The organism is Candidatus Paceibacterota bacterium, from assembly GCA_041666915.1.
Taxonomy (GTDB): Bacteria; Patescibacteriota; Minisyncoccia; order Phycocordibacterales; family PALSA-1337; genus C7867-002.
In genome coordinates, this window is sequence record JBAYFZ010000002.1 from 81,466 (window position 1) to 102,320 (window position 20,855).

Here is a 20,855-nt window from a genome sequence, read left to right on the forward strand (position 1 = left end):
GTATGAAAAAATTTACAGCTGAAGAAATACAAGCTCAATTTGAAAAACTGCCCAAAGAATTGCAGTCGGCTATAACTTCTCCTGAAATAAACGAAACGATACAAAATGTAGCCAAAAAATATAGTTTGCAAGTAGATCAATTAGGTGAACTTGTAGACCTAATTGGACTTATTATGCTTGGTATAATATCTTCCAAAAATTTCATCAAAGAATTTTCTAATGAAACAGGTTTGAGTGAAGATATATCAAAAGCAATTGCCGAGGACATAAATAGGGAAGTCTTCGACAAAATACGTTCTTACATAAGAGAAACTGATGAAGAAAAAAATGCTATTAATGAACCCCAAAACAGTCAGTTGGGTATTGAAACTCCACCAACCGAACCAACTCCTCCCATTCAACCACCATCAACTACCCCTACACTCAAACCTATAAACCCAATCATCTTGCCACCAGCTGTTGAGACACCAAAATCAAGTCATGTTTTAGACTTAGAAAAAGCTGGTAACATGACAATTGAAAATGAACCGAATTCTACAAAGACAGAGGAATACAAAGAACCTTTGGCAGATCACCTGTTAGAAGCCTTAAATGATACTTCTTCAGAAAAATCTGAAGATGTCGCCGTAAAACCAATATCAAAAGTACCAACAATGCCAGAAGTGTCAATAAAAAAGGAGGTTGTTCAAAAGCCTGCACCACCAATCCCAGCAAATCTACCGACAGAAAACTCAGAAAACGCTACACCTCCGATAGTTCAAGCGGTCCCGCAAAAGCCAAAAGGTGCAGATTTATACAGGGAACCGTTTTAAATTCGTTATCTCTAGACAGGAGACAGATCTCACCTTCGCGAGAATGACACAATAAGCTATAATGTAACCAATGCGATTCCAAGTTCCTCAATTTATCGAGATGGAAGATAAGATCTTCGGCCAACTAACGCTGAAACAGTTCATATACATGGCTGGTGGGGGAGGTTTATCTTTCTTAGTATATATATTTCTAGATAGTGTCTTTCTATCAGCTATTCCCATTATTCTAATAATGGTCATATCAAGCACTTTCGCTTTCTACAAAATCAACAATAAGCCTTTTGTGAACGTAGTAGAATCAGCATTTAAATATTATCTTGGTAATAAACTCTACATATGGAAAAAACAAGAAAAAGTCAGACCTCAAAATATTCAGACTGCAGTAAAAGATGCAAAAAATTACGCATCCATCATGGTTCCCAAAATTTCTGATAGCAGATTGAAAGATTTGACATGGAGTTTGGATATAAAGGAGAGCCTGTACTCAAAAAATAACCAGAAATAATTATGGCAATAAAATCCAAGACAACTCAAGACTTTGTTCCAATCAAAGAAATACGTGATGGTGTAATCATCTTGAAAAATGGTGGGATGAGAAGTCTTGTACTAGCATCTTCTCTTAATTTTGCTTTGAAATCACAAGATGAACAAAGCTCAATTTTGATGCAATTCCAAAACTTTCTAAATTCATTGGATTTTTCCATACAAATATTCATTCAATCAAAAAAACTTGATATAAGGCCATATATAGCTCTCTTGGAAAATCGTTACAAGGAACAAACAACTGAACTTATGAAGATCCAAGTTCGGGAATACATAGAGTTCGTCAAAACATTCGTAGAAAATACGAGTATTATGTCAAAAAGTTTCTTTATCGTCATACCTTATGACCCTGCACCAGTAGCTATATCAAACAATCCTATTTCTAGAATGCTTCCAGGTAAAAACCGAGGTAAAACTCAAACAGAAACAGCCGATGAACAATTTACAGAATACCGAAGCCAGCTTGAACAACGTACAGCAGTAGTAGAGCAAGGTCTGGTTCGTTGTGGTATACGCACTGCCGAACTAGGAACTGAAGAGGTGGTAGAATTGTATTACAAATTATTCAATCCTGGCGAGACAGAGAAGCCAATCCAAATCACATAACATGTCATTCCTAAACAAAATATTTGGTAAAAAAGAAGAATCACCGATTATCTCGGTCTTGCCTGAAGAAATATATCAGGCTGGGGTTTTGGAATTGAAAGATGTCATAGCTCCTTCTGCTCTCAAGATCAGTCCAAAAGAATTGAACCTCGGCGAAAAGGTTGGACGTACATTATTTGTTATATCATACCCTCGTTTTATAGATGAGAGCTGGTTTTCTCCTATTATAAACCTAGACAAAGTTTTTAACGTCTCTATTTTTATTCACCCCGTAGACACAGCCAAAATCCTTCGTCATTTCCAAAAGAAAGTTGCTGAGGTACAGAGTCAGATTTCCCGAAGGGAAGATAAAGGACTAGTTCGTGACCCTTCTCTAGATACGGCTTACCAAGATCTAGAAGCATTACGAGACCAGCTCATGCAGGCACAGGAACACCTCTTTGATGTTGGTGTTTACATAACCATATTCGCAGATTCAGAAGGAGAACTAGATAAACTAGAATCAGAGATCAAATCCATACTAGAATCCAAACTTGTTTACATTAAACCTGCTTTATTCCAACAAGAACAAGGTTTCAAAAGTGTTCTGCCAGTTGGCGACGACTTGCTAGCAGTCCATTCCAAACTCAACTCTTCACCACTTTCTTCACTATTTCCTTTTATTTCATTTGATCTAACCTCGGACAAAGGCATTCTCTACGGTATCAATCGCCACAACTCATCTTTGGTTCTATTTGATCGTTTTCTTCTAGGAAACTACAACTCCGTAACTTTTGCTATGGCTGGTGCAGGCAAATCTTACTGCACCAAACTAGAAATTCTCCGTACACTCATGTTTGATACTGATGTCATAGTTATTGACCCAGAAAAAGAATACGAATACATGGCTTCGGCTACTGGTGGTAAATATTTCAATATTTCTCTAAATTCAGAGCACCACATAAACCCATTTGATCTGCCTATACCTCGTGAAGATGAATCCGCTAGCGATGTTCTACGTTCAAATATTATCAATTTGGTTGGACTATTCCGCATCATGTTAGGTGGTCTCACTCAAGAAGAAGACGCTATCATAGACCGTGCAATCACAGAAACTTACGCCTTGAAGGATATTACTCCTGAATCAGACTTTAGACGTGTAGAGCCACCTTTGTTGTCAGATTTTGAACTAGTTTTGGCAGGAATGGAAGGAGCCGATTCGTTGGTCCAAAGGTTATCCAAGTACACAAAAGGAACATGGGCAGGTTTCATCAACCGTCCTTCAAATGTAGACATCAACAAAAAATTCGTGGTTTTTTCTCTACGCGATATGGAAGATGAACTCAAACCAGTAGCTATGTACATCGTCACTCACTATATATGGAATGCTATTCGTAAAAATCTAAAAAAACGTTTGCTAGTTATTGATGAGGCTTGGTGGATGATGAAATCTGAAGATACCGCTTCATTCTTATTCGGTTTGGCAAAACGTGGACGTAAATATTTCCTTGGATTGGCCACTATCACCCAAGACGTGGATGATTTCTTGAAATCTCCTTATGGTTTACCTATCCTCACAAACTCATCAATCCAAATTCTTCTAAAACAATCACCGACTATCATTGATCATATTCAAAAGACATTCAACCTCACTGATGAAGAAAAATATCTACTTCTAGAATCAGACGTAGGAGAGGGAATGTTCTTCGTAGGCTTGAAACATGTCGCTATAAAGATAATAGCCTCATATACAGAAGACCAGATCATCACAACCAATCCCGCACAAGTTATGCAAATAACCAAAGCCAAGAAGGATTTGGAGTCAGCAGGGCAGTAATAAAAACATGGAAGAAACCAGAAAAAAATACCGAATGGGATGGATGGGAATTTCTGTTATTTTAATAACTGCTGTAATTGCTGACTTATTGAGTCTTGTTCCGTTTGTCGGGGACATTGTCGGACCAATCTTTTGGGTCTGTGTCAGTATTTATCTCTGGAGCATTGGTTGTGGACTTTTGAATGCGCGACGATTGGCAACATCCATCATCTCAATGGTTGCCGAAATGATTCCACTAGTCCAAGAGCTCCCCCTTATTTTTGCTGGGGCATTAGCAGTGATTATTTTAGTAAGAATTGAAGATAAAACTGGTAAAAAATTGATGCCAGGATCAAATAAATTATCTGGAAGTCGTAAACCTCTTTACAATAATGGTGTGAGACAACCTGAATATAATGTACAGAACAATGTTTCTAGATCAATAAATATAGAAGGGGTGAGACCGCCAAATGGGGGATTATCTACATAGGTCAGGTTTCTTTAGTATGATAAAATACTATCAATGAATCGTGTACTCTTACTAACTATTTTCTTTTTCTCTTCCTTGCTCTTTTCTATTACTGCGCAAGCACAAGGCGTTCCCGCTGGAGTTGGAGTAGACATTACGGCCTCAACAGATAGCCCTATTCCTGGACAAACAGTTACCATCACTGCCCGAAGTTATACTATAGATATAAACGCTTCAACTGTTACATGGACAATCAACGGTAAAGTTGTAGAGAAGAACGTAGGTGCTACAAAACTAGAGATCAAAGCTCCTACTCTAGGTCAAAAACTTAATATAAACGTAACGGCTGTGACAACAAATGGTATAACTTCAGCTGGTACAATATCCATTAGTTCTGGTTCAGTAGATATGATAGTAGAAAACAACGGTTATGTTCACCCTTTTTTCAAAGGTAAACAACCTGTAAGTTATCAAAATAGTATCAATATTATTGCAGTTCCTCATATAGCCGATTCCAAAGGGGTAGAATACGATCCGAAGACTCTTATTTATAAATGGAAAAAAAATAGCCTTGCAGTTGAAGATCAGTCTGGCTATAACAAACAATCAATGACTTTGATTGGTGATATTGTACCTCGTACCGCTGTTATCACAGTTACCGTTTCTACTCGTGATGGTGATTCTAGGGCAACGGGTTACATATCCATACCTTACGAGTCTCCGTCTTTATCATTTTATCTTGACGACTCTCTTTACGGACCACTGTTCAACAAAGCAATAAAAAATATCATTTCCATAGGTTCAGAAAAAGAAACTAGTGTTCTCGGTGTTCCTTTTGGATTCAATAAACCAAACTCAGGAATAGGTGATCTGGCTCTTGCTTGGATGATCAATGGTGTTGAACATCCTGAATTAGCTGAAAATGAGTCTGTAACATTACGAGCACCAAACGAATCATCTGGATCTTCAAAAGTTGAATTGCGTATAAGAAATACAAAGAAAATACTTCAGGGTGCCAGTTTAGGTTTCTCAGCAAACTTCAAAACCGGTAATTCAAAAACAAACAATGTCAGCTTCTAATCATCTACCATGAATCATTTCCACAAATTTAAATTTCCAATAATTGTTCTAGCCGTTACCATTTTGGCCGGTTCTCCTCTATTTACCGCAACTCCTATTGCAAACGGAGCAGAAACTCCATCATCAGCCGATTCTTACACTGTACTTGCACCACTACCTTGCGTAGCAGGGAACGGTATAACTTGTGCTGGCGGAGACGGTTCCTTGCAAGAAAAAGTAGATTTCAAGACTTACGTTCAATACGCTATAAACTTAATGATCGCGATATCTGCAGTTATTGCTGTAGTTATGATTGTTTGGGGGGGAATAGAATACATGTACAACGGTTCATTCCAAGGAAAGAAAGAGGGTTTGGAAAGAGCAAAAAATGCAATTATTGGATTGGTTCTTGTACTTTGTTCTTTCATTATTCTAAAAACTATTGATCCTAGACTAGTAGAAATACCTACGACCTTGGTACCAAAAATAATACTGAAGGATTATATGACTAAAGATGCTTCACAGATGTTGTTGGATAGAATCCAAAACGATTCAAAAGAATACAACCTCAAAAGAAACGAAGTTGGAAAATTATTACAAGATACAAAACAAGAAAAAGCTACTAAACAGGCAGAGATAGACGAACTTAATACTCAGATAGGTTTTTATGAATACGAAGGCGATACCACCAATCCAGAGTATACAAAACTATTAGCGGAAAAAGCTAAAGCTACAAACGAGCTCAATAATTCGGAAATAAAATATCAAAAACAATTAGCTCAAAGTGCTTTAAACGGAACATTATCTGGTGCAACATCAGCCACTACAAACCCCGACTATGATACTCCCGACAAAATCAAACAACTAAACAAAGAATTAGAAAGTGCTGGAAAATATAGGGACCTAGCAACTTCAAAATTACAAAAACTAGGCGAATTCAATCATACAGAAATTAACGATAATGCAAATTACACAGAAGCTGTTATTACTTTAATGAAAGCAGATCAAATAACTAATAGTGCTCAATCTGTGAAAGGAGGTAGTTTAAATGCAAGATTACAAAGTAGTGACGGAAGTGGTCCTAGAAGTCTACAAAGCGTAGAATCCGCAAAAGCATCAATCCAAAGTGAGATAGATAAAGCAAAAACAGCAACAGAAAACATAAAAGATCCAAAACTAAAAGCTGACCTTCAAGCTAAAATAAATAGCTCGGAAGCCACACTAAACGCTAAATTTGGAGGAAAATAAATAAAAACCCATGAAGAAAAAATCTATCATAATAATATCAGTCATCATCCTACTACTTGTAGTAGGTGGTATTTATTGGTACCTATTCTTCTATGGAAAGGGAAATCCTATTACACCTGTAACTAACCCCCCAGATGGTTTCTCTCCTCTTTCCAACGGTTTTCCGGTATCAAACGGCACTAGTACAAACAACAATAATAACGGTGGTGAACAAGGTCAACCAATCTCAAACACAGAACCTATACCATCTTTACGCTTACTCAGTAATACTCCGATAGGTGGTTATGGCGCCAGTACAACTGCTAGCACGACTATTGTGCGCTGGGTTGATCGCGGAAGAGGAAATGTTATGGAAGCAAAAGGAAATTCTCTCACTATAGACACTTTATCCAACACGATTCTTCCTAGGACATACCAAAGTGTTTGGAATAAAAACATATCGGCTTTCATTGGCTCATTATTACCAAGTAAAACTGATGTTCCAACTGTTATTTATGCTCAATTGAAAGTACAGGCCACTTCAACTCTACCAAAACAAATAATTTCAATAGCGTCAACAACTTTAGTTAACTCAAATTCTTCATCTGACACTCAAACAACAAACCTAACTCCGTATTCACTTAAAGGTAAAAACTTGCCCGAAGGCATGATTGATTATGCTGTATCACCAAAAGGAGACAATATTTTCATGTTAGTAAAAGAAAGTAATTCTGGAGTAGGTTACATAGCAAACTTTGACGGTACCTCGGTTGTTAAAATATTCAATACACCACTGACTCAAATCAACGTTGATTGGCCAGAAGAAACCACCATAGCTATAACGACAAAAGGTTCTTCTAGTCAGGCTGGTTTCTTGTACTTTGTTAACACCAAAACAGGTATCTGGAAAAAGATAGTTGGTCCAATATTCGGATTGAGTACCAAAGTAAGCCGTAATGCAAAATATGTTTTGACTTCTGGAACGAACAAGAATGGCTCTATATCAACAAACATCTACTCCACATCAAATGGTACTTCAACCGACGCAATCATCAGAACACTTGCAGACAAATGTGTTTGGGGTAATTTCTACAAAGAATTAGTTTATTGCGCCGTACCATCAGAGATTGAATCATCTATTTATCCTGACGACTGGTATAAGGGCAATATTTCATTCATAGATAAAATCTGGCAGATAAATGCAACAAATGGAGAGGCTTATTTGGTCAGTTCTATTGTAGACCAATCGGATCGCGTTATTGACGCTTTCAATCTTGGTTTAGATATGAAAGATGACTTTCTATTCTTCATGAACAAGAGTGACCTATCATTTTGGTCACTTGATTTGAATGCTAAGCAGTAAGTAGTAAGAGAAATTAATTACCCAACTCACCAAGATGTCTCTTTTTGATGTAGATCTCTTGTCCTAGAGTAAATAGGGAACTAACTGACCAATATATAGCAATGATAGCGGCAGCCTGAGGGAAACTAGCGGGAATTATCCAGTACACAGAAACAAAGGCTAGAACAGGAAGCATGTATTTCATCTGAGTATTCATTGAGTTTGCCATCTGTGAAGCCATATCTAACTTGTTGCCATTATTGACTGTATTTTTTGCCATTTCTTTGTGTTGTTTGGCAGCAACAGAGAAATGAAGCTGTAAATATTGAATTGCTCCAGTAATAAGGGCGAGGATTAGACTTTTCTGAGTTAAATCTAGACCCAAAAGTGTTGCTGACGCGTGTGGATCTTTGATAAAAGAGTAGAGAAGAGTTGGGTCAACATTTGGAATAATCTTGTAAAAGACTGAAATCAAAGCAAAAAGGATTGGTAATTGAATAATAACAAGTAGAATACTAGAAAAAGGCTTTATATTTTTTGACTTATAAAGCTCCATTATCTTCAAAGCCTGTCCCTGCTTATCATCTTTGTATTGAGCTTTGATCTTATTGGCTTCTGGTTCTACACTTTTCATACGAACCTGAGTAATCAGAGCACTCTTTGAAAGAGGGAAGAGGATCAAACGAACAATACAAGTAAAAATAACTACAGCAATACCTACGTCTATTCCTGGAATAATGTTCATAATCCCTACAAGACCATTGTAGAGAGGGAGAAATATAAATGTGTTATACATTTGTCTATTCTACTTCAAAAGGCCAGATTTTACAAAAATATCCTTCATTTCTTTTGAAAGATCCTTAAACTCCGCTTTTACAGCTGGTTCTTTGGCACAAATAACTACTAGTGAATTGTCTGAAACAATAGATGAATGAATCAACTTAACGGCTTCGTACATTCGTCTTCTCAAACCAACTCTACCGGAAGCGGTCTTAACAACTTTATTAGGAACAATTACGGCAATCTTGGTTTTCCCTTCATGCTTGAGAGTTCGCAACCAAAAAAGGGAAGAGTGAGTAACTCTCCCTTTTTCCATTACTGAGTTTAATTGTTCTCCAGAGAGTCTCTGTGAACGAGAAAGCATAGTTTTAAACAGCGACGCGCTTGCGACCTTTAGCTCGGCGACGAGCCAGTGCCTTGCGACCACCTGGTGTTTTCATACGAACACGAAAACCGTGAGTCTTTGCTCTCTTTCTTTTCTTTGGTTGATACGTAAATGACATTACACCACTATACAGTATTTCAGTTTTTTTTCAAGGAAACAAAGTTGTTAAAAACTTATCAACATATTTTAAAGCTCTCCACAAGTTTGCAGAATTATAAACAGGTATATACTTATCGCAATGCAAGACTATTCAAAAATGTGGCAGACCGCTCTCATCGAGATTGAATCCGATGTATCTCGGGCCAACTTTTCAACATGGTTCAAAGAAACAAACATTATCAAGGAAGAAGAGGGGATTGTATATCTAGGTGTTCCAAACTCTTTCACCCAAGAATGGCTCTATAAGAAGTTCCATAACTCAATTCTCAAGATATTACGCCAACTGAACGACCATGTGCGTGCTTTGGAATACGTTGTAGTCAAAGAAGATAGTAAAAAGGTAGACAATTCAAAAAAACACCTCCTTGCTCCAACAATGTCTATGCCTCTTCAGGATTTCTACATAAACAAGGAAGACAATTTAAACCCTCGTTATACATTTGAAAACTTTGTTGTTGGACCTTTCAATGAGTTGGCTCATGCCGCCTCCCAAACCGTCATAAAAAGCCCTGGGCAGGTATATAACCCACTATTCGTCTATGGTTCCACCGGTCGTGGCAAAACTCACCTTATTCAAGCCGTTGGAAACGAAATAAAAAAGCTTTACCCAAACAAGAAAGTCTTTTACATGACTTCCGAACGCTTTGGATCCGAATTCTTCGTGGCTATCCAAGAAGGCAAAGTCCAACCTTTTAAAGACAAATACCGTAAATACGATGTTATTATTATGGACGATGTTCAATTCTTCTCTAATAAAGAAAAGTTCCAAGAAGAATTGTTCCATTTTTTCAACACCTTCCATGATACAGGAAGACAGTTGGTATTTTCTTCCGATCGTCACCCAAATGTTATTCCAGGGCTAGAAGAACGCCTGCGTGGCAGGTTCAGTGTAGGTATGATAGTTGATATACCAGAACCAGATCATGAATCTAGGATTGCCATAGTACGCACCAAATGCGCCGTACATTCAATAACACTATGTAATGAGGCTGTAGAACTAGTTACCGGAGCAATAGAAGACAATATCAGGGAAATAGAAGGTATTATCAACGTCATTGCCTGCCAAACCCAGCTTCGTAATAGAGAATTAAACATTAATGAGATAAAGGCTATCTTAAAAAATAGCGCTAAACCAAAGAAAACCGTTCTTATCAAGGATATTGTGAAGATTGTCTCTGATTTCTACAATATTGATGAAGAAAGTATATATAACAAAACCCGTAGAAAAGAGGTTGTTCGCCCTCGCCAAGTACTCATGTATATTTTGCGTGAAGATTTCAGTATCTCTTTCCCTTCAATAGGGGATAAACTTGGTGGACGTGACCACACAACGGTTATACACTCTTATGAGAAGGTTAAGGAGGAGATCAAGAGCAACACTTTGTTATCGCAAGAAATAAACCAGATTCGTTTAATGTTATAACTATGTGTAAAAGCTGTTGATAAACTGTGTTTTAGAAACTAAACAGAAGGGGGATAGTTAGTTGATACTTTTTAACCAAAAATTACTTCCAAATTAAAACTGTAGGTGTTCACATGATAAATATTTACAAAAGCTAAACCACTTAACTAAATCAAGGATAAAAAAACTATCAACCTATCCACTCCCTTAATAGTAATAAAACTTTATTTATTTAAAAAACAAACATGAAACTGGAATTAAATTTTCAAAAACTAAAAGATACAATTCTCACTATTGATAAGGTGGCGGGAAAACATATGACTTTACCAGTTCTTTCTTGTATTTTGATAGAAGTTAAATCTAACTTAGCTGTATTCAAATCAACCAATCTTGATATTGGTATAGAAATTTCTGTGCCAGTTAAGTCCAATGAAGATGGTACTATGGCTGTACCTGCTCACATACTTGCCTCTTTTGTTTCTCAAACTTCTGGAGATAGTCAGGTTGTTCGTTTGGAAAATTCGTCAGGCAATCTTCAGATAACCACTTCAAAATCTAAAGGCGTAATAAAAACTCAACCTTTTGAAGATTTTCCAACTATTCCTCAGGTTATAGATGGTCAGTCATTTTCTCTACCCTCAGAATTATTTGTAAAAGGACTCAAGTCTGTTTGGTACAGCTCGTCAGTTTCTAGTGTTAAACCAGAGTTGTCCAGTGTTTATGTTTATAAGGATGATGGAAATTTGGTATTTGCGGCTACGGACTCATTTCGTTTGGCTGAAAAGAGAATAAAAGCTCCAACATCTGCAAATCTTAGTGACATTCTTATTCCATTCAAAAATATCCCCGATATCATCAGAATTCTTGAAAGTATGGGCGGTGACGTTAAGGTTTTGATCAATAAAAATCTTATATCCTTTACTGCCAAAGATATTTATCTCGTCTCTCGTCTGATTGACGGTGTCTTTCCAGACTATAAACAGATTATTCCAAAGAATTACAGTACAGAAGCCATAATGTTGAAACAGGATTTTATAAATGCTTTGAAGATATCCAACATTTTCTCTGATAAATTCAATCAGATCCACCTCACGATAGACCCCAAAGAGAAAATTTTCGCTATACAGACCAAAAATAGTGATATTGGTGAAAATAGTACTGCAGTGGACGCGTCCATCACTGGTGACCGTGTAGAGATAAATTTCAATTACAAATACATTGCCGATTGTTTCCAATCTATTGACGCCGATAGTGTTTCCTTACAGTTGAGTGGCATAAACCGTCCAATGGTCATCCGTCCAGTTTCTGGCGATCAGTCATTTATGTATTTGGCGATGCCAATGAATAGGTAATATGCTTGGAATTTCTGGTTTTTTTAAGAATATTCAAAATTCTTTTACCAAAGAGGTTGTTCTACGTACAACTATCAAAGAAATTATAAAGAAACACACTGGCGTAGATATTCCAATAGAGAGTATCACTTGCAAAGGGGAGACTGTGGCCTTGAAAAACGTAAATCAATCAGCTCTTTCTGTTATTTTTATAAAAAAACAGAAGATTTTGGAAGATCTCAAGAATTCTGGGGTTAAGATTATTACGGATGTTAGGTAGTAGTGATAATGTCTTGGCTAGACTCTTTTTTTGTAGCTGCGCATGTATTCAACTTCTTCTAGTGCAAAGTGAAAAGTGCAAAATGCAAAGTTTTAGTTAATTAGTTAGTAGTTAAGGGAACTTAATAACTTTTCACTAAAACTTTGCATTTTGCACTTCTCACTTTGCACTAATGTTTAAATGACCCTGCAATTGCCGTCTTTATTGTTGGACTACAAAATCAACCGAAGCTTCAGTTTTGTTATATACAGAGTCGTAAAGAGTAACAGATAAAGTGTTTGTAGCAGAAAGACCACTAACATCAGCCGGAACAAAAGTAATGTTAAGAGGATTACTTTCAGCGGTCAGTACGTATTTACCATTTAAATAAACCTCGGATTTTTTTGCTGGGAAAGGTCCAGAAGATTGGAGTTGGATAGAAAGTTGGTTATTTGGGTTAATTATTGAATTTGGTGCTGGAGAAGTAATCGTAACTCGTGGAGCCTTGTCCGGAGTATGGACATCATCATAAGTTGTTGGAATAGCTACATCAGTAGTACTTTCTTTGAATTCAGGGTGGCTTAGTTTCCAATTATCAAACCATTTACGAATACCATATTCCCAATAAGGGTATTGAGTGTCAGATATTGGTTCATTAGGAGCTTTTCCATTCGGATCATCTTTGTTAACCCATTGTAAAATAGTGTGAACGTTATTGAAAACAGTTTCTTTTATTGTTTCTTTTGGAGTGTATTCCGTTGCCAATTTTCCTGAAATTGTATCAATTTTATAAGAAACACCGCCTTGCCAAATACCACGGAGGATTGGTTTGGCATCAGTTAGAGGTTCTGGCGGTGTGCCGAAATCTTCTGGAGGAAAATTCTTGGCAACTTGTGACATGAAGGCGCCCCAAAGAGGGGAGATGATAAGTCCGGCGACATTATGTTGCATCGGAGTATTGTCATTGTTTCCAGCCCAAGCACCTACTACCAGATTGGGTGTGTATCCAATGGTCCAAACGTCGCGATAGTCGTTTGTTGTTCCTGTCTTTATAGCAACTTTTCTTCCAACGCTATCGGCAATAGGTTTTAGACTATTCATACGAACAGAGTTGTCAGAAATAATACTAGAAATCTGTCTAGAAACTTTTGGATCAAGCACCTGCATAGGGTTTTGACTTGCTTTTTCTAGAAGATTTCCTTTATTGTCATAAACTTCCAAAACTACTCTATTTGGGTTACGTATTCCGTCATTAGCAAAAACTCCATAAGCACTTGTCATGTCCAATAAACTGACTTCGCCACCACCCAAAACAAGTGTTAAGCCGTAACGATATGGATCGTTTAGGCTTGTAACACCCAAATCATGGGCTGTTTGTATTGATTCTGGTATCCCTGCTAAATATAGAGCTTTAACAGCTGGAATGTTACGAGATTGAGCTAGAGCCTGACGTATAGTCAAAGGACCTTGGAAAATATCATCGTATTCTCCTGGCATGTAACAAACTTTTTCTGGATCATCATTGATGTTTATAGGTTTTCCTTCTGGTGTGCAGTATGTGGAAAATTCTGTTTCAGTGTCAAAGAGAACGGTTTCTGGAGTGTATCCTTTTTTGAAAAGACTGGCATAGACAAATGGTTTGAAGGTTGAACCTGGTTGGCGTTTGGCTAGAGCAACATTGAAGTTTCCATCTATTTTTTTACTAAAATAATCTTTTGATCCAACCATGGTCAAAATATCACCAGTTTTTGGGTCTATTGCTACTATGGATGCGTTTGTTGCTTTGTATGTCTCTTCCAATGAAGGTGAAAATTTTGAAATTACATCTTCGGCTTTTTGTTGCATATTGAAATCAAGCGTTGTTTTTACACGTAGACCACCATCGGTAACTGTGTCTTCTCCGTATTTTTGTACCAAATAATCTCTTACATACATTACAAAATGTGGAGCACGGATACCCCCAGAATTTTTGGATAGAAATTGAACTTTTTCTGCTATAGCGGTCTTATAATCATCCTCGGAGATCATTCCTAGAGCCTTCATCCTTTGGAGAACAAGTTTTTGTCTTGAGTCTAGAGCTTCACGGTGTGTACCATAAGGGGAATAGTATGTTGGAGCTTGAGGAATTGCCGCTATGTAAGCTGATTGAGCTAGAGACAAGTCTTTTGCTGGTTTACCAAAAAATGTTTGACTAGCTTCTTCTACCCCGTATACCGTTCCACCGTAAGGACTTTCGTTCAGATATGTTTCCAAGATTTTTTCCTTACTCATTATGCGAGTAATTTTTATAGCCAAAACCCACTCCTTTATCTTTCTTGTAACAGTTTTGTCTTGTGTCAAAAGGGAATTCTTGATTACCTGTTGAGTTATCGTGGAAGCACCTTGGCTGTAATTTCCTGAAACGAAGTTTGCTAAAACAGCACGAAGGATAGATGTTGGTTCAATGCCAATATTATTGTAAAAATTTGAGTCCTCTATAGCTATTGTTCCTTTTTGAATGTAAGGAGATATGAGAGAGATGGGAACAAAGGTTAATTTGGTATTGATACCAGTGTCATATAAAAGAACAGTACCTGTTCTGTCATAAATTTTTGTTGATTCTATTATTTTGCGGTTTTGAAAAGAATTCAAATCCGGCATTTTGATGGTGGCAATCCAAAGAGCGCCTAAGCCAACTATTATTAGAAAGGCGGATATTCCTAGTAGAATCAATGATTTTACGTGACGAAATTTGCTCTTGTGTCTATGAGACATGTAGGAGTTTATTATAGCACTGCGTGCTTATTGTTCCCACTTATCACCAAAAGGATTTAATTCTTCATCATCTAAAGATAGTTGATCTTCGGCTTCTTCTGAATCTTCAGCTACAATAGGAGCGTCTTCCACTTCTTTTTCTTCTACTAGAGCGGGTTCAAGAACAGCTTCTAGATCTATGATTTTTTTGTCGTTCAAAACTTGAGCGTCTTTCATTTCGTCCTCGTTTTGTACAGGAGCTACTATAGCAACTTTACTTTTTATTTTTGTGCTTGATTTTGCGTTTTTGGAATTAGCACTTGTTTTTACATTTTTAGAATGTGAATTTTTTCTTTGAGGCATACTCTTATTGTGAATCTATTAAAGACCGTGCCTATGTTTTAACAAATCCTGTATTTTTTGCAAGAAAGTCTTTCTGGGGATAATTATGTGCGCCTCCATTATTGGTTAATTCCCGTAAAGTTTCAATGGTTGGTAGTCGGTGATAAAAGAGATCGTCTGCATGCAGAATGGGTCAAAGCAACGGCGATAGCGTCGTATTCATCATCTAACTTTATCTTTTTTGGTAATTTTACAAGAAGTCCGATCATTTTTATCATTCTTGTTTTATCACTAGTACCATCGCCGGTGATGGACGATTTGATTTGTAGGGGACTATATTCAAAAACAGGAATATCTCTTTTGACCGCTTCGTAGATAATAATTCCACGCACTTCAGCAACCCGCATGCCAGTTTTTTGGTTTTTTTCTATGAAAAGAGTTTCTAGAGCAACTTCATCAGGTTTGTATTCTTCTATGATTTTTACAATTTCCAATCCTATTTCTTTGAAACGTTGATATATGGAATCTTTACCGAAAGTTTCCATGCAAGAAGAGTAAAGGACAACTTCTTTTCCTTTGTTTGGTTTTTCTATGACGGCTAGGCCGAGACGACCATAGCCTGGGTCAATACCAAGTATTTTCATTTAACTATTCTGCATTCGTGAATACCTCTTGCACATCTTCGTTATTTTCCAGATCTTCAACAAGTTTGGTTAGAACATCAATGTCCGCATCTTCCAATGGCATAGTTGTAGTTGGTGTCCAACCTTCGTGAGTTTTTTGGAAAGCCCAAGAAGCACTTCCGGGGGAAGCGAGTTCAAATCCGTTTTTTGAAAGAATGTGTTTGATCTCTTGTGCAGCTTTGTTGCGATTGTCAGTAAGAGATGAAATGAGGATAGCTACACCGCCTGGTCCGTATGATTCGTAGATAATATTTTCCATAGCGGCGCTATTGTCGGAAGTAGCTTTTTTGACTGCGCGGTCTATTGTGTCGTTTGGCATGTTCTCCTTGCGAGCTTTTTCAATAGCGGCGGCAAGTCCCGGAGAAGAGAGATTACCTTTTGCAGATTTTGCTTCAACTGTAATGAGACGAACAAGTTTACCGAAATGCTGACTCTTTTGAGCATCATTCTTTGCTTTCAAGTGCTTTATTTTAGAAAATTTATTGTGTCCAGACATAAGTTTTATGTTAGTTAGTATCTCTGGTATATTAGCACGAATGGATAAGAGTTCCAGAGGAGTTAATGATCATGAAAAAACCTCAAATTAATCCAAAAATACTAGGTTCGCTCGGTTTGTCTATTAATGAGGCAAAGGTTTTTGAGGTGCTTAGAACTCAAACTCTTGGAAGAGATATTGCGAAGATTGCGAGAGTTGCAGGTTTACCGAGGATGACAGTTAGTGATATTTTACATAGATTAAAAGAAAGAGGTCTTGCTGAGAGAGTGACTATGAAAAGGAGATCTAATTGGAAATATAAAAGAGGATTGGAATTTATGGAGAGACGACCGGTTAAGTGGTGATTTTTTCTATTAATTGAATGGTCAGGATGGTGTGGCGGTAAAAAGTGGTAATAACGTGTAGAGGCGTGTAGAGGAATTGGATTGGAAAACTGAGGTTGTTTGAAATGGCGTAAATTGGACTTGGTGGGGGAGAGTCCTCTTTCCTCACAAATAAAATGTGACGGATTTTCCGTCACATTTTACGAAGTTCAAGTTTGGGGAAAAGGGGTGTGTGTCAGACGGTGTCGTTTTTGTCACATCAAAAAAGTGACGAAAAGTTCGTCACTTTTTTGATGTGGTTAAAGTGGGTGTGGCAATTAACTCCCCGAACATGAGATTGCCACGACTATAAATTCTGCCACCGCCCTTTTTTACTACATCAACCTCCCAGTTTCCTTAATCCCTATATGTTTGTAAGCTTTATCAGTAGCGATTCTTCCTCTAGGAGTACGCTCCAATAAACCAAGTTGTATCAAATACGGCTCATAAACCTCTTCAATAGTCGCTTGTTCTTCAGAAAGAGCAGCTGCGATAGTGTTCAAACCAACAGGGCCACCATTAAACTTATTTATAATAACTTTCAAAATATCACGATCGGCGCCGGTGAGTCCGATAATATCTACGCCCAGCATTGAAAGAGCTTTTTCAACAATATCTTTTGTAAGAGTAGTCTTATTTATTTGCGCATAATCACGGCATCTCTTTAGGTGATAGTTGGCTGTTCTAGGAGTAAATCTTGAACGGACTGCTATCTCGGTAACAGCTGTAGGTTCTATTCCAATATCCAAAATCTTTGCAGAACGTTTTATGATCTGACTTATCTCGTCGTTGCTATAAAATTCCAATTTGAAAACCCCGCCAGAAAATCTGGAACGAAGCGGAGCAGAAATCATGGCAATACGAGTGGTGGCAGCGATCAAAGTGAAAGGAGGAAGGTCTAATTGAATAGTTCTAGCGGAAGGACCTTTACCAATGATGATATCAAGCTTACCTGTTTCCATGGCGGGGTAGAGAACCTCCTCAATAGCTTTGTTTAGCCTGTGAATTTCATCAATAAAAAGTATGTCACCAGAAGAAAGGTTGGTGAGGACAGATGCCAAGTCTCCAACTTTGAGAATGGCTGGTCCAGAAGTAACTTTCATCTGCGCTTCAGTTTCTTTTGCTATAAGATGTGCCAAAGTTGTCTTGCCCAAACCTGGTGGGCCATAAAAAAGGATGTGTTCCGGAGGATGTTTGCGTTCTTTTGCTGCAGTGAGAAGTATATGCAGATTATCCTTAATATTTTTCTGTCCGATGTATTCTTCCCAACGTGACGGTCGAAGGGTTTGGTCCAAAAACCCAGGATCCTTCTCGTTATTTACGGAATTGTTGGAATTTCTTGACATTTGTATTGCTATATGCTAGTATATTGGGGCAGTGAACTGAGCGTCGTCATAATAGTCGTTTTTTCACAAATATTTATATTTGTTGGTATTTGAGCTCGTGAACCTCTAAGCAATGGCCTTCCGAGGTTTGGGCATAGTGCTAAGGACATCTTGGTTGTAACGCTTCGGCGTTGCGTACTGGTATTATCCTCGGGACTGTGCCTCGCATAACGCATCACGCGATATGATATTGCTTAGAGATTCACATTCTTAAATTCCGATCCCGCATTTTTGGCGCATTTCTTCGTCTCTTCACTCGGTTTATTCCCGCAATGTATAGAAAATACATTTTGGTCATAAACCTCGCTTGTTCCTCGAACTGCATCCAAAAATGCAGGATCGGTTTGTATCTGTTTGCATACTAACTCTGTCCACAAATAAAAAGCAATTGACAAAGGGGATAACTGCCTGTTTTAACGTAATTTAATTTTTAAAACACCAAAAGTTCCAGTAGCCTTTTTAGTCTTGCAAAGAAATAACTCTTTCTAGTTCCTCCAATGAAGTAATTCCTTGGAGGATTTTTAATATTCCATCCTGTCGCATAGTTAATATTCCTTGTTCTTTTGCGGCGGCCCAGATCTCTCTCTCGCTAGGATTTTTTTCAACGGCATTTTCAATTTTTTCGCTACTCAAAATAGCCTCGTAGACACCAACTCTTCCTTTATAGCCAGTTTTATTACATTTATCACAACCTACGGGTTTCCAAATCTTTGTTCTTTGTTCTGGGATCAGTGATTTGTCTTCAATACTATTTACAATAGTTTCTATTTCTTGTTTCTCGTTTCCTTCAAGTGCAGTTTCTTTCTTGCAGAATTCGCAAAGTTTACGAGCCAATCTCTGTGCCATTGCAACTCGGATGGCTGAAGTTATAACTTTTGAATTGACACCTAGGTCTATGAGGCGGGGGAATGTACCAGCGGCATCGTTGGTGTGTAGCGTAGAAAATACCAAGTGTCCTGTAAGTGCAGAGTTAATAGCGATGTTTGCTGTTTCTCCATCACGGATTTCACCGATCATTATAATGTCGGGGTCTTGGCGAACTGTTGCACGTAAGCCTTCTGCGAAATTGTAACCCTTGTCATTGACTTGAGTCTGGACGATACCTTCAAGATGATATTCAATAGGATCTTCTAGTGTGATTATTTTCAAATCTGGACTGTGAATTTTTTTAAGAAAAGAATACAAAGTTGTTGTTTTACCGGAACCGGTCGGTCCTGTGGTGAGTATCATGCCGTCTGGGCGGGACATCTCTTTTAATAGTATTGTCAAAAGTTTTGGGTGTATACCGAGGCTTTCTAGGGGAACGTCAATAGATTTGGGGTTGAGGATACGCATAACGATTGATTCGTTGTATGCGCCTGGTAGTATTGAGACACGAACCTCAATCTCGCCATCAGCTAGTTTTATACTGAAACGTCCGTCTTGGTTATCTTTTTTTATATTTAATTTCATTCCAGAGATGAGTTTGATTCTGGATAAAAGTAAAGCATAAGTTTCATTATCAAAACGGATAACATCATGAAGAACTCCGTCCATACGATATCGAAGTAGGACATAGGCCTGCTCTGGTTCAAAGTGAATATCAGAAGCACTTACTGCCAAAGCACCGGCTATAGATGTCTCCAAAATCCTAGAAACTCTGTAACTCATTTTGGTAGCTAAGATTTTTTCTAGAACCGTGATTACGTCTGGTAGATTTTTTGTTTCATTTATAATCTTTGTTATTTCATCACTAGAAACCTCTATTGAGCCAGACTTGCTTTCGTAGGCGAAAGAAAGGTCTTTGTACGCAGTCCATGCTTTTTCTAGGCTTTGTGTAGAAGTTATATAAAGTTCGGGAATGTATCCTTTTTCTTTGAGGGTATTTAGTACAGCCAAAGTCTTTTCGTTTTGTGGATTACGACTTGCTACTTTGATCTTTTTGTCTACAAGAGCATATCCTGCTACCAAAGCTTCTTTGGCATCTTTTTCATCAATGAGACGGAGAGCGTCCGCTACTATTGGGGTAACGGATAAGTTTACGTATTCTAAACCATATTTTGCAGATAATATTTGGACAAGCTCCTCCTCTTCTTTGTGAAGAAGATCCGTAATCTTTTGATTTTGCTTATCTTCGTCAAAGGTTAAAGTCATTGGAGATATTATAGCGCAAGAAGGGGAAACACGCCTACTAATAATTGGGAGGAGCTCGGAGATGGGTATTGTTTCAAAACGACGCGGACGATTTCTTGCAAGAAATCGTCCTAGTCCTCGACAATTTTCTGCTGAAAATTGTCTGTGGATGTCGTTTTGAAACAATACCCATCTCCGAGCTCTTGCTATAACAATTAAGCAGTTAATTAGTAGGTGTGTTTTAGGAAAAAGGGTGCGGTAGCTAGGTTGGATATGGCTACGAAAGTAATAAATGGCTATATAGAGTCATATTGTGTGATTATGATTGACTTTGTGATGTTAACTGTGCTATAATTGTATACGAAGTAAAGTAATCCTAGGATGAACTTAGGATGAAAAAAGAAAGGCAAGTGTTCTATGAAAATTATCGTTAAAATGTTGGCGTTGGCGGTCTTGAATTCTAGGTTGAAGTGCAACACTTCCCAAACATTTCGCATGGAGTACGCCAATTAAGGCATTTACGCTTTGTGTGGTTCATCATCCACACAACGCTGCTAAGTTCCTTGTCTGTAA

21 protein-coding genes are annotated in these 20,855 nt (G+C 37.8%); 12 read left to right on the top strand and 9 right to left on the bottom strand.

The features are described 5' to 3' along the window. The first annotated feature begins 2 nt into the window (after positions 1-2). The 8 genes from WCS89_02910 (at position 3) to WCS89_02945 (ending at position 7,874) form a co-directional block, all read left to right on the top strand. On the top strand, positions 3-812 hold the full coding sequence (locus tag WCS89_02910) for a hypothetical protein (GenBank protein ID MFA6554435.1): 810 nt from the start codon (positions 3-5) through the stop codon (positions 810-812). Positions 813-882: 70 nt separating this feature from the next. Then, on the top strand, positions 883-1,317 hold the full coding sequence (locus WCS89_02915; GenBank protein ID MFA6554436.1) for a PrgI family protein: 435 nt from the start codon (positions 883-885) through the stop codon (positions 1,315-1,317). Between the two features lie 2 nt (positions 1,318-1,319). Next, positions 1,320-1,961, top strand: a complete 642-nt coding sequence (locus WCS89_02920) for a hypothetical protein (protein MFA6554437.1) — start codon at positions 1,320-1,322, stop codon at positions 1,959-1,961. 1 nt (position 1,962) lies between these two features. Next, positions 1,963-3,777: a DUF87 domain-containing protein gene (locus WCS89_02925; protein MFA6554438.1), complete on the top strand. Its 1,815-nt coding sequence runs from the start codon at positions 1,963-1,965 to the stop codon at positions 3,775-3,777. 7 nt (positions 3,778-3,784) lie between these two features. Then, positions 3,785-4,246, top strand: coding sequence for a hypothetical protein (locus WCS89_02930; protein MFA6554439.1), 462 nt, complete (start codon positions 3,785-3,787; stop codon positions 4,244-4,246). Between the two features lie 33 nt (positions 4,247-4,279). Beyond that, complete coding sequence (locus WCS89_02935; GenBank protein MFA6554440.1) at positions 4,280-5,305, top strand: hypothetical protein; 1,026 nt, start codon at positions 4,280-4,282, stop codon at positions 5,303-5,305. Between the two features lie 9 nt (positions 5,306-5,314). Further along, the gene (locus WCS89_02940) at positions 5,315-6,532 is read left to right on the top strand and encodes a hypothetical protein (protein ID MFA6554441.1); all 1,218 of its coding nucleotides are present in this window, start codon (positions 5,315-5,317) and stop codon (positions 6,530-6,532) included. Between the two features lie 10 nt (positions 6,533-6,542). Then, positions 6,543-7,874: a hypothetical protein gene (locus WCS89_02945; GenBank protein ID MFA6554442.1), complete on the top strand. Its 1,332-nt coding sequence runs from the start codon at positions 6,543-6,545 to the stop codon at positions 7,872-7,874. A 13-nt stretch (positions 7,875-7,887) separates the two neighbouring features. Here WCS89_02945 and WCS89_02950 read toward each other — a convergent pair whose 3' ends face one another. Genes WCS89_02950 through rpmH form a run of 3 tightly spaced genes read right to left on the bottom strand, consistent with a single transcriptional unit; the run spans position 7,888 to position 9,136 of the window. Further along, entirely contained in the window at positions 7,888-8,598 is a 711-nt protein-coding gene (locus tag WCS89_02950; GenBank protein MFA6554443.1) for a YidC/Oxa1 family membrane protein insertase, read from the bottom strand. A 60-nt stretch (positions 8,599-8,658) separates the two neighbouring features. After that, the gene (locus tag WCS89_02955; protein MFA6554444.1) at positions 8,659-8,997 is read right to left on the bottom strand and encodes a ribonuclease P protein component; all 339 of its coding nucleotides are present in this window, start codon (positions 8,995-8,997) and stop codon (positions 8,659-8,661) included. Positions 8,998-9,001: 4 nt separating this feature from the next. Next, positions 9,002-9,136 carry a 50S ribosomal protein L34 gene (gene rpmH / locus WCS89_02960; GenBank protein ID MFA6554445.1) on the bottom strand — a complete coding sequence of 45 codons (135 nt, stop codon included), beginning with the start codon at positions 9,134-9,136 and terminating at the stop codon, positions 9,002-9,004. Positions 9,137-9,256: 120 nt separating this feature from the next. On the opposite strand from rpmH, the gene dnaA reads away from it, so the two are divergent. The 3 genes from dnaA (at position 9,257) to WCS89_02975 (ending at position 12,190) form a co-directional block, all read left to right on the top strand. Continuing rightward, positions 9,257-10,600 (top strand): chromosomal replication initiator protein DnaA, encoded by a 1,344-nt coding sequence (gene dnaA, locus WCS89_02965; protein MFA6554446.1) that lies wholly within the window; start codon positions 9,257-9,259, stop codon positions 10,598-10,600. Positions 10,601-10,824: 224 nt separating this feature from the next. Next, positions 10,825-11,931, top strand: coding sequence for a DNA polymerase III subunit beta (gene dnaN, locus WCS89_02970; GenBank protein MFA6554447.1), 1,107 nt, complete (start codon positions 10,825-10,827; stop codon positions 11,929-11,931). Position 11,932: 1 nt separating this feature from the next. After that, positions 11,933-12,190 (top strand): hypothetical protein, encoded by a 258-nt coding sequence (locus WCS89_02975; protein MFA6554448.1) that lies wholly within the window; start codon positions 11,933-11,935, stop codon positions 12,188-12,190. Positions 12,191-12,391: 201 nt separating this feature from the next. On the opposite strand, the gene WCS89_02980 is transcribed toward WCS89_02975, so the two are convergent. From WCS89_02980 to WCS89_02995, 4 genes are all read right to left on the bottom strand, one after another. After that, entirely contained in the window at positions 12,392-14,923 is a 2,532-nt protein-coding gene (locus tag WCS89_02980) for a penicillin-binding protein (GenBank protein MFA6554449.1), read from the bottom strand. 27 nt (positions 14,924-14,950) lie between these two features. After that, positions 14,951-15,265, bottom strand: coding sequence for a hypothetical protein (locus WCS89_02985; GenBank protein ID MFA6554450.1), 315 nt, complete (start codon positions 15,263-15,265; stop codon positions 14,951-14,953). 122 nt (positions 15,266-15,387) lie between these two features. Beyond that, positions 15,388-15,888 (bottom strand): crossover junction endodeoxyribonuclease RuvC, encoded by a 501-nt coding sequence (ruvC, locus tag WCS89_02990; GenBank protein ID MFA6554451.1) that lies wholly within the window; start codon positions 15,886-15,888, stop codon positions 15,388-15,390. 4 nt (positions 15,889-15,892) lie between these two features. Beyond that, positions 15,893-16,423 (bottom strand): YebC/PmpR family DNA-binding transcriptional regulator, encoded by a 531-nt coding sequence (locus WCS89_02995; protein MFA6554452.1) that lies wholly within the window; start codon positions 16,421-16,423, stop codon positions 15,893-15,895. Positions 16,424-16,494: 71 nt separating this feature from the next. On the opposite strand from WCS89_02995, the gene WCS89_03000 reads away from it, so the two are divergent. Beyond that, positions 16,495-16,767 (top strand): helix-turn-helix domain-containing protein, encoded by a 273-nt coding sequence (locus WCS89_03000; GenBank protein ID MFA6554453.1) that lies wholly within the window; start codon positions 16,495-16,497, stop codon positions 16,765-16,767. Positions 16,768-17,120: 353 nt separating this feature from the next. Here the strand turns inward: WCS89_03000 and ruvB are convergent, their stop codons facing one another. Further along, the gene (gene ruvB, locus WCS89_03005) at positions 17,121-18,131 is read right to left on the bottom strand and encodes a Holliday junction branch migration DNA helicase RuvB (GenBank protein ID MFA6554454.1); all 1,011 of its coding nucleotides are present in this window, start codon (positions 18,129-18,131) and stop codon (positions 17,121-17,123) included. A 498-nt stretch (positions 18,132-18,629) separates the two neighbouring features. Further along, positions 18,630-20,303, bottom strand: a complete 1,674-nt coding sequence (locus tag WCS89_03010) for an ATPase, T2SS/T4P/T4SS family (protein MFA6554455.1) — start codon at positions 20,301-20,303, stop codon at positions 18,630-18,632. Positions 20,304-20,855 lie beyond the last annotated feature (552 nt).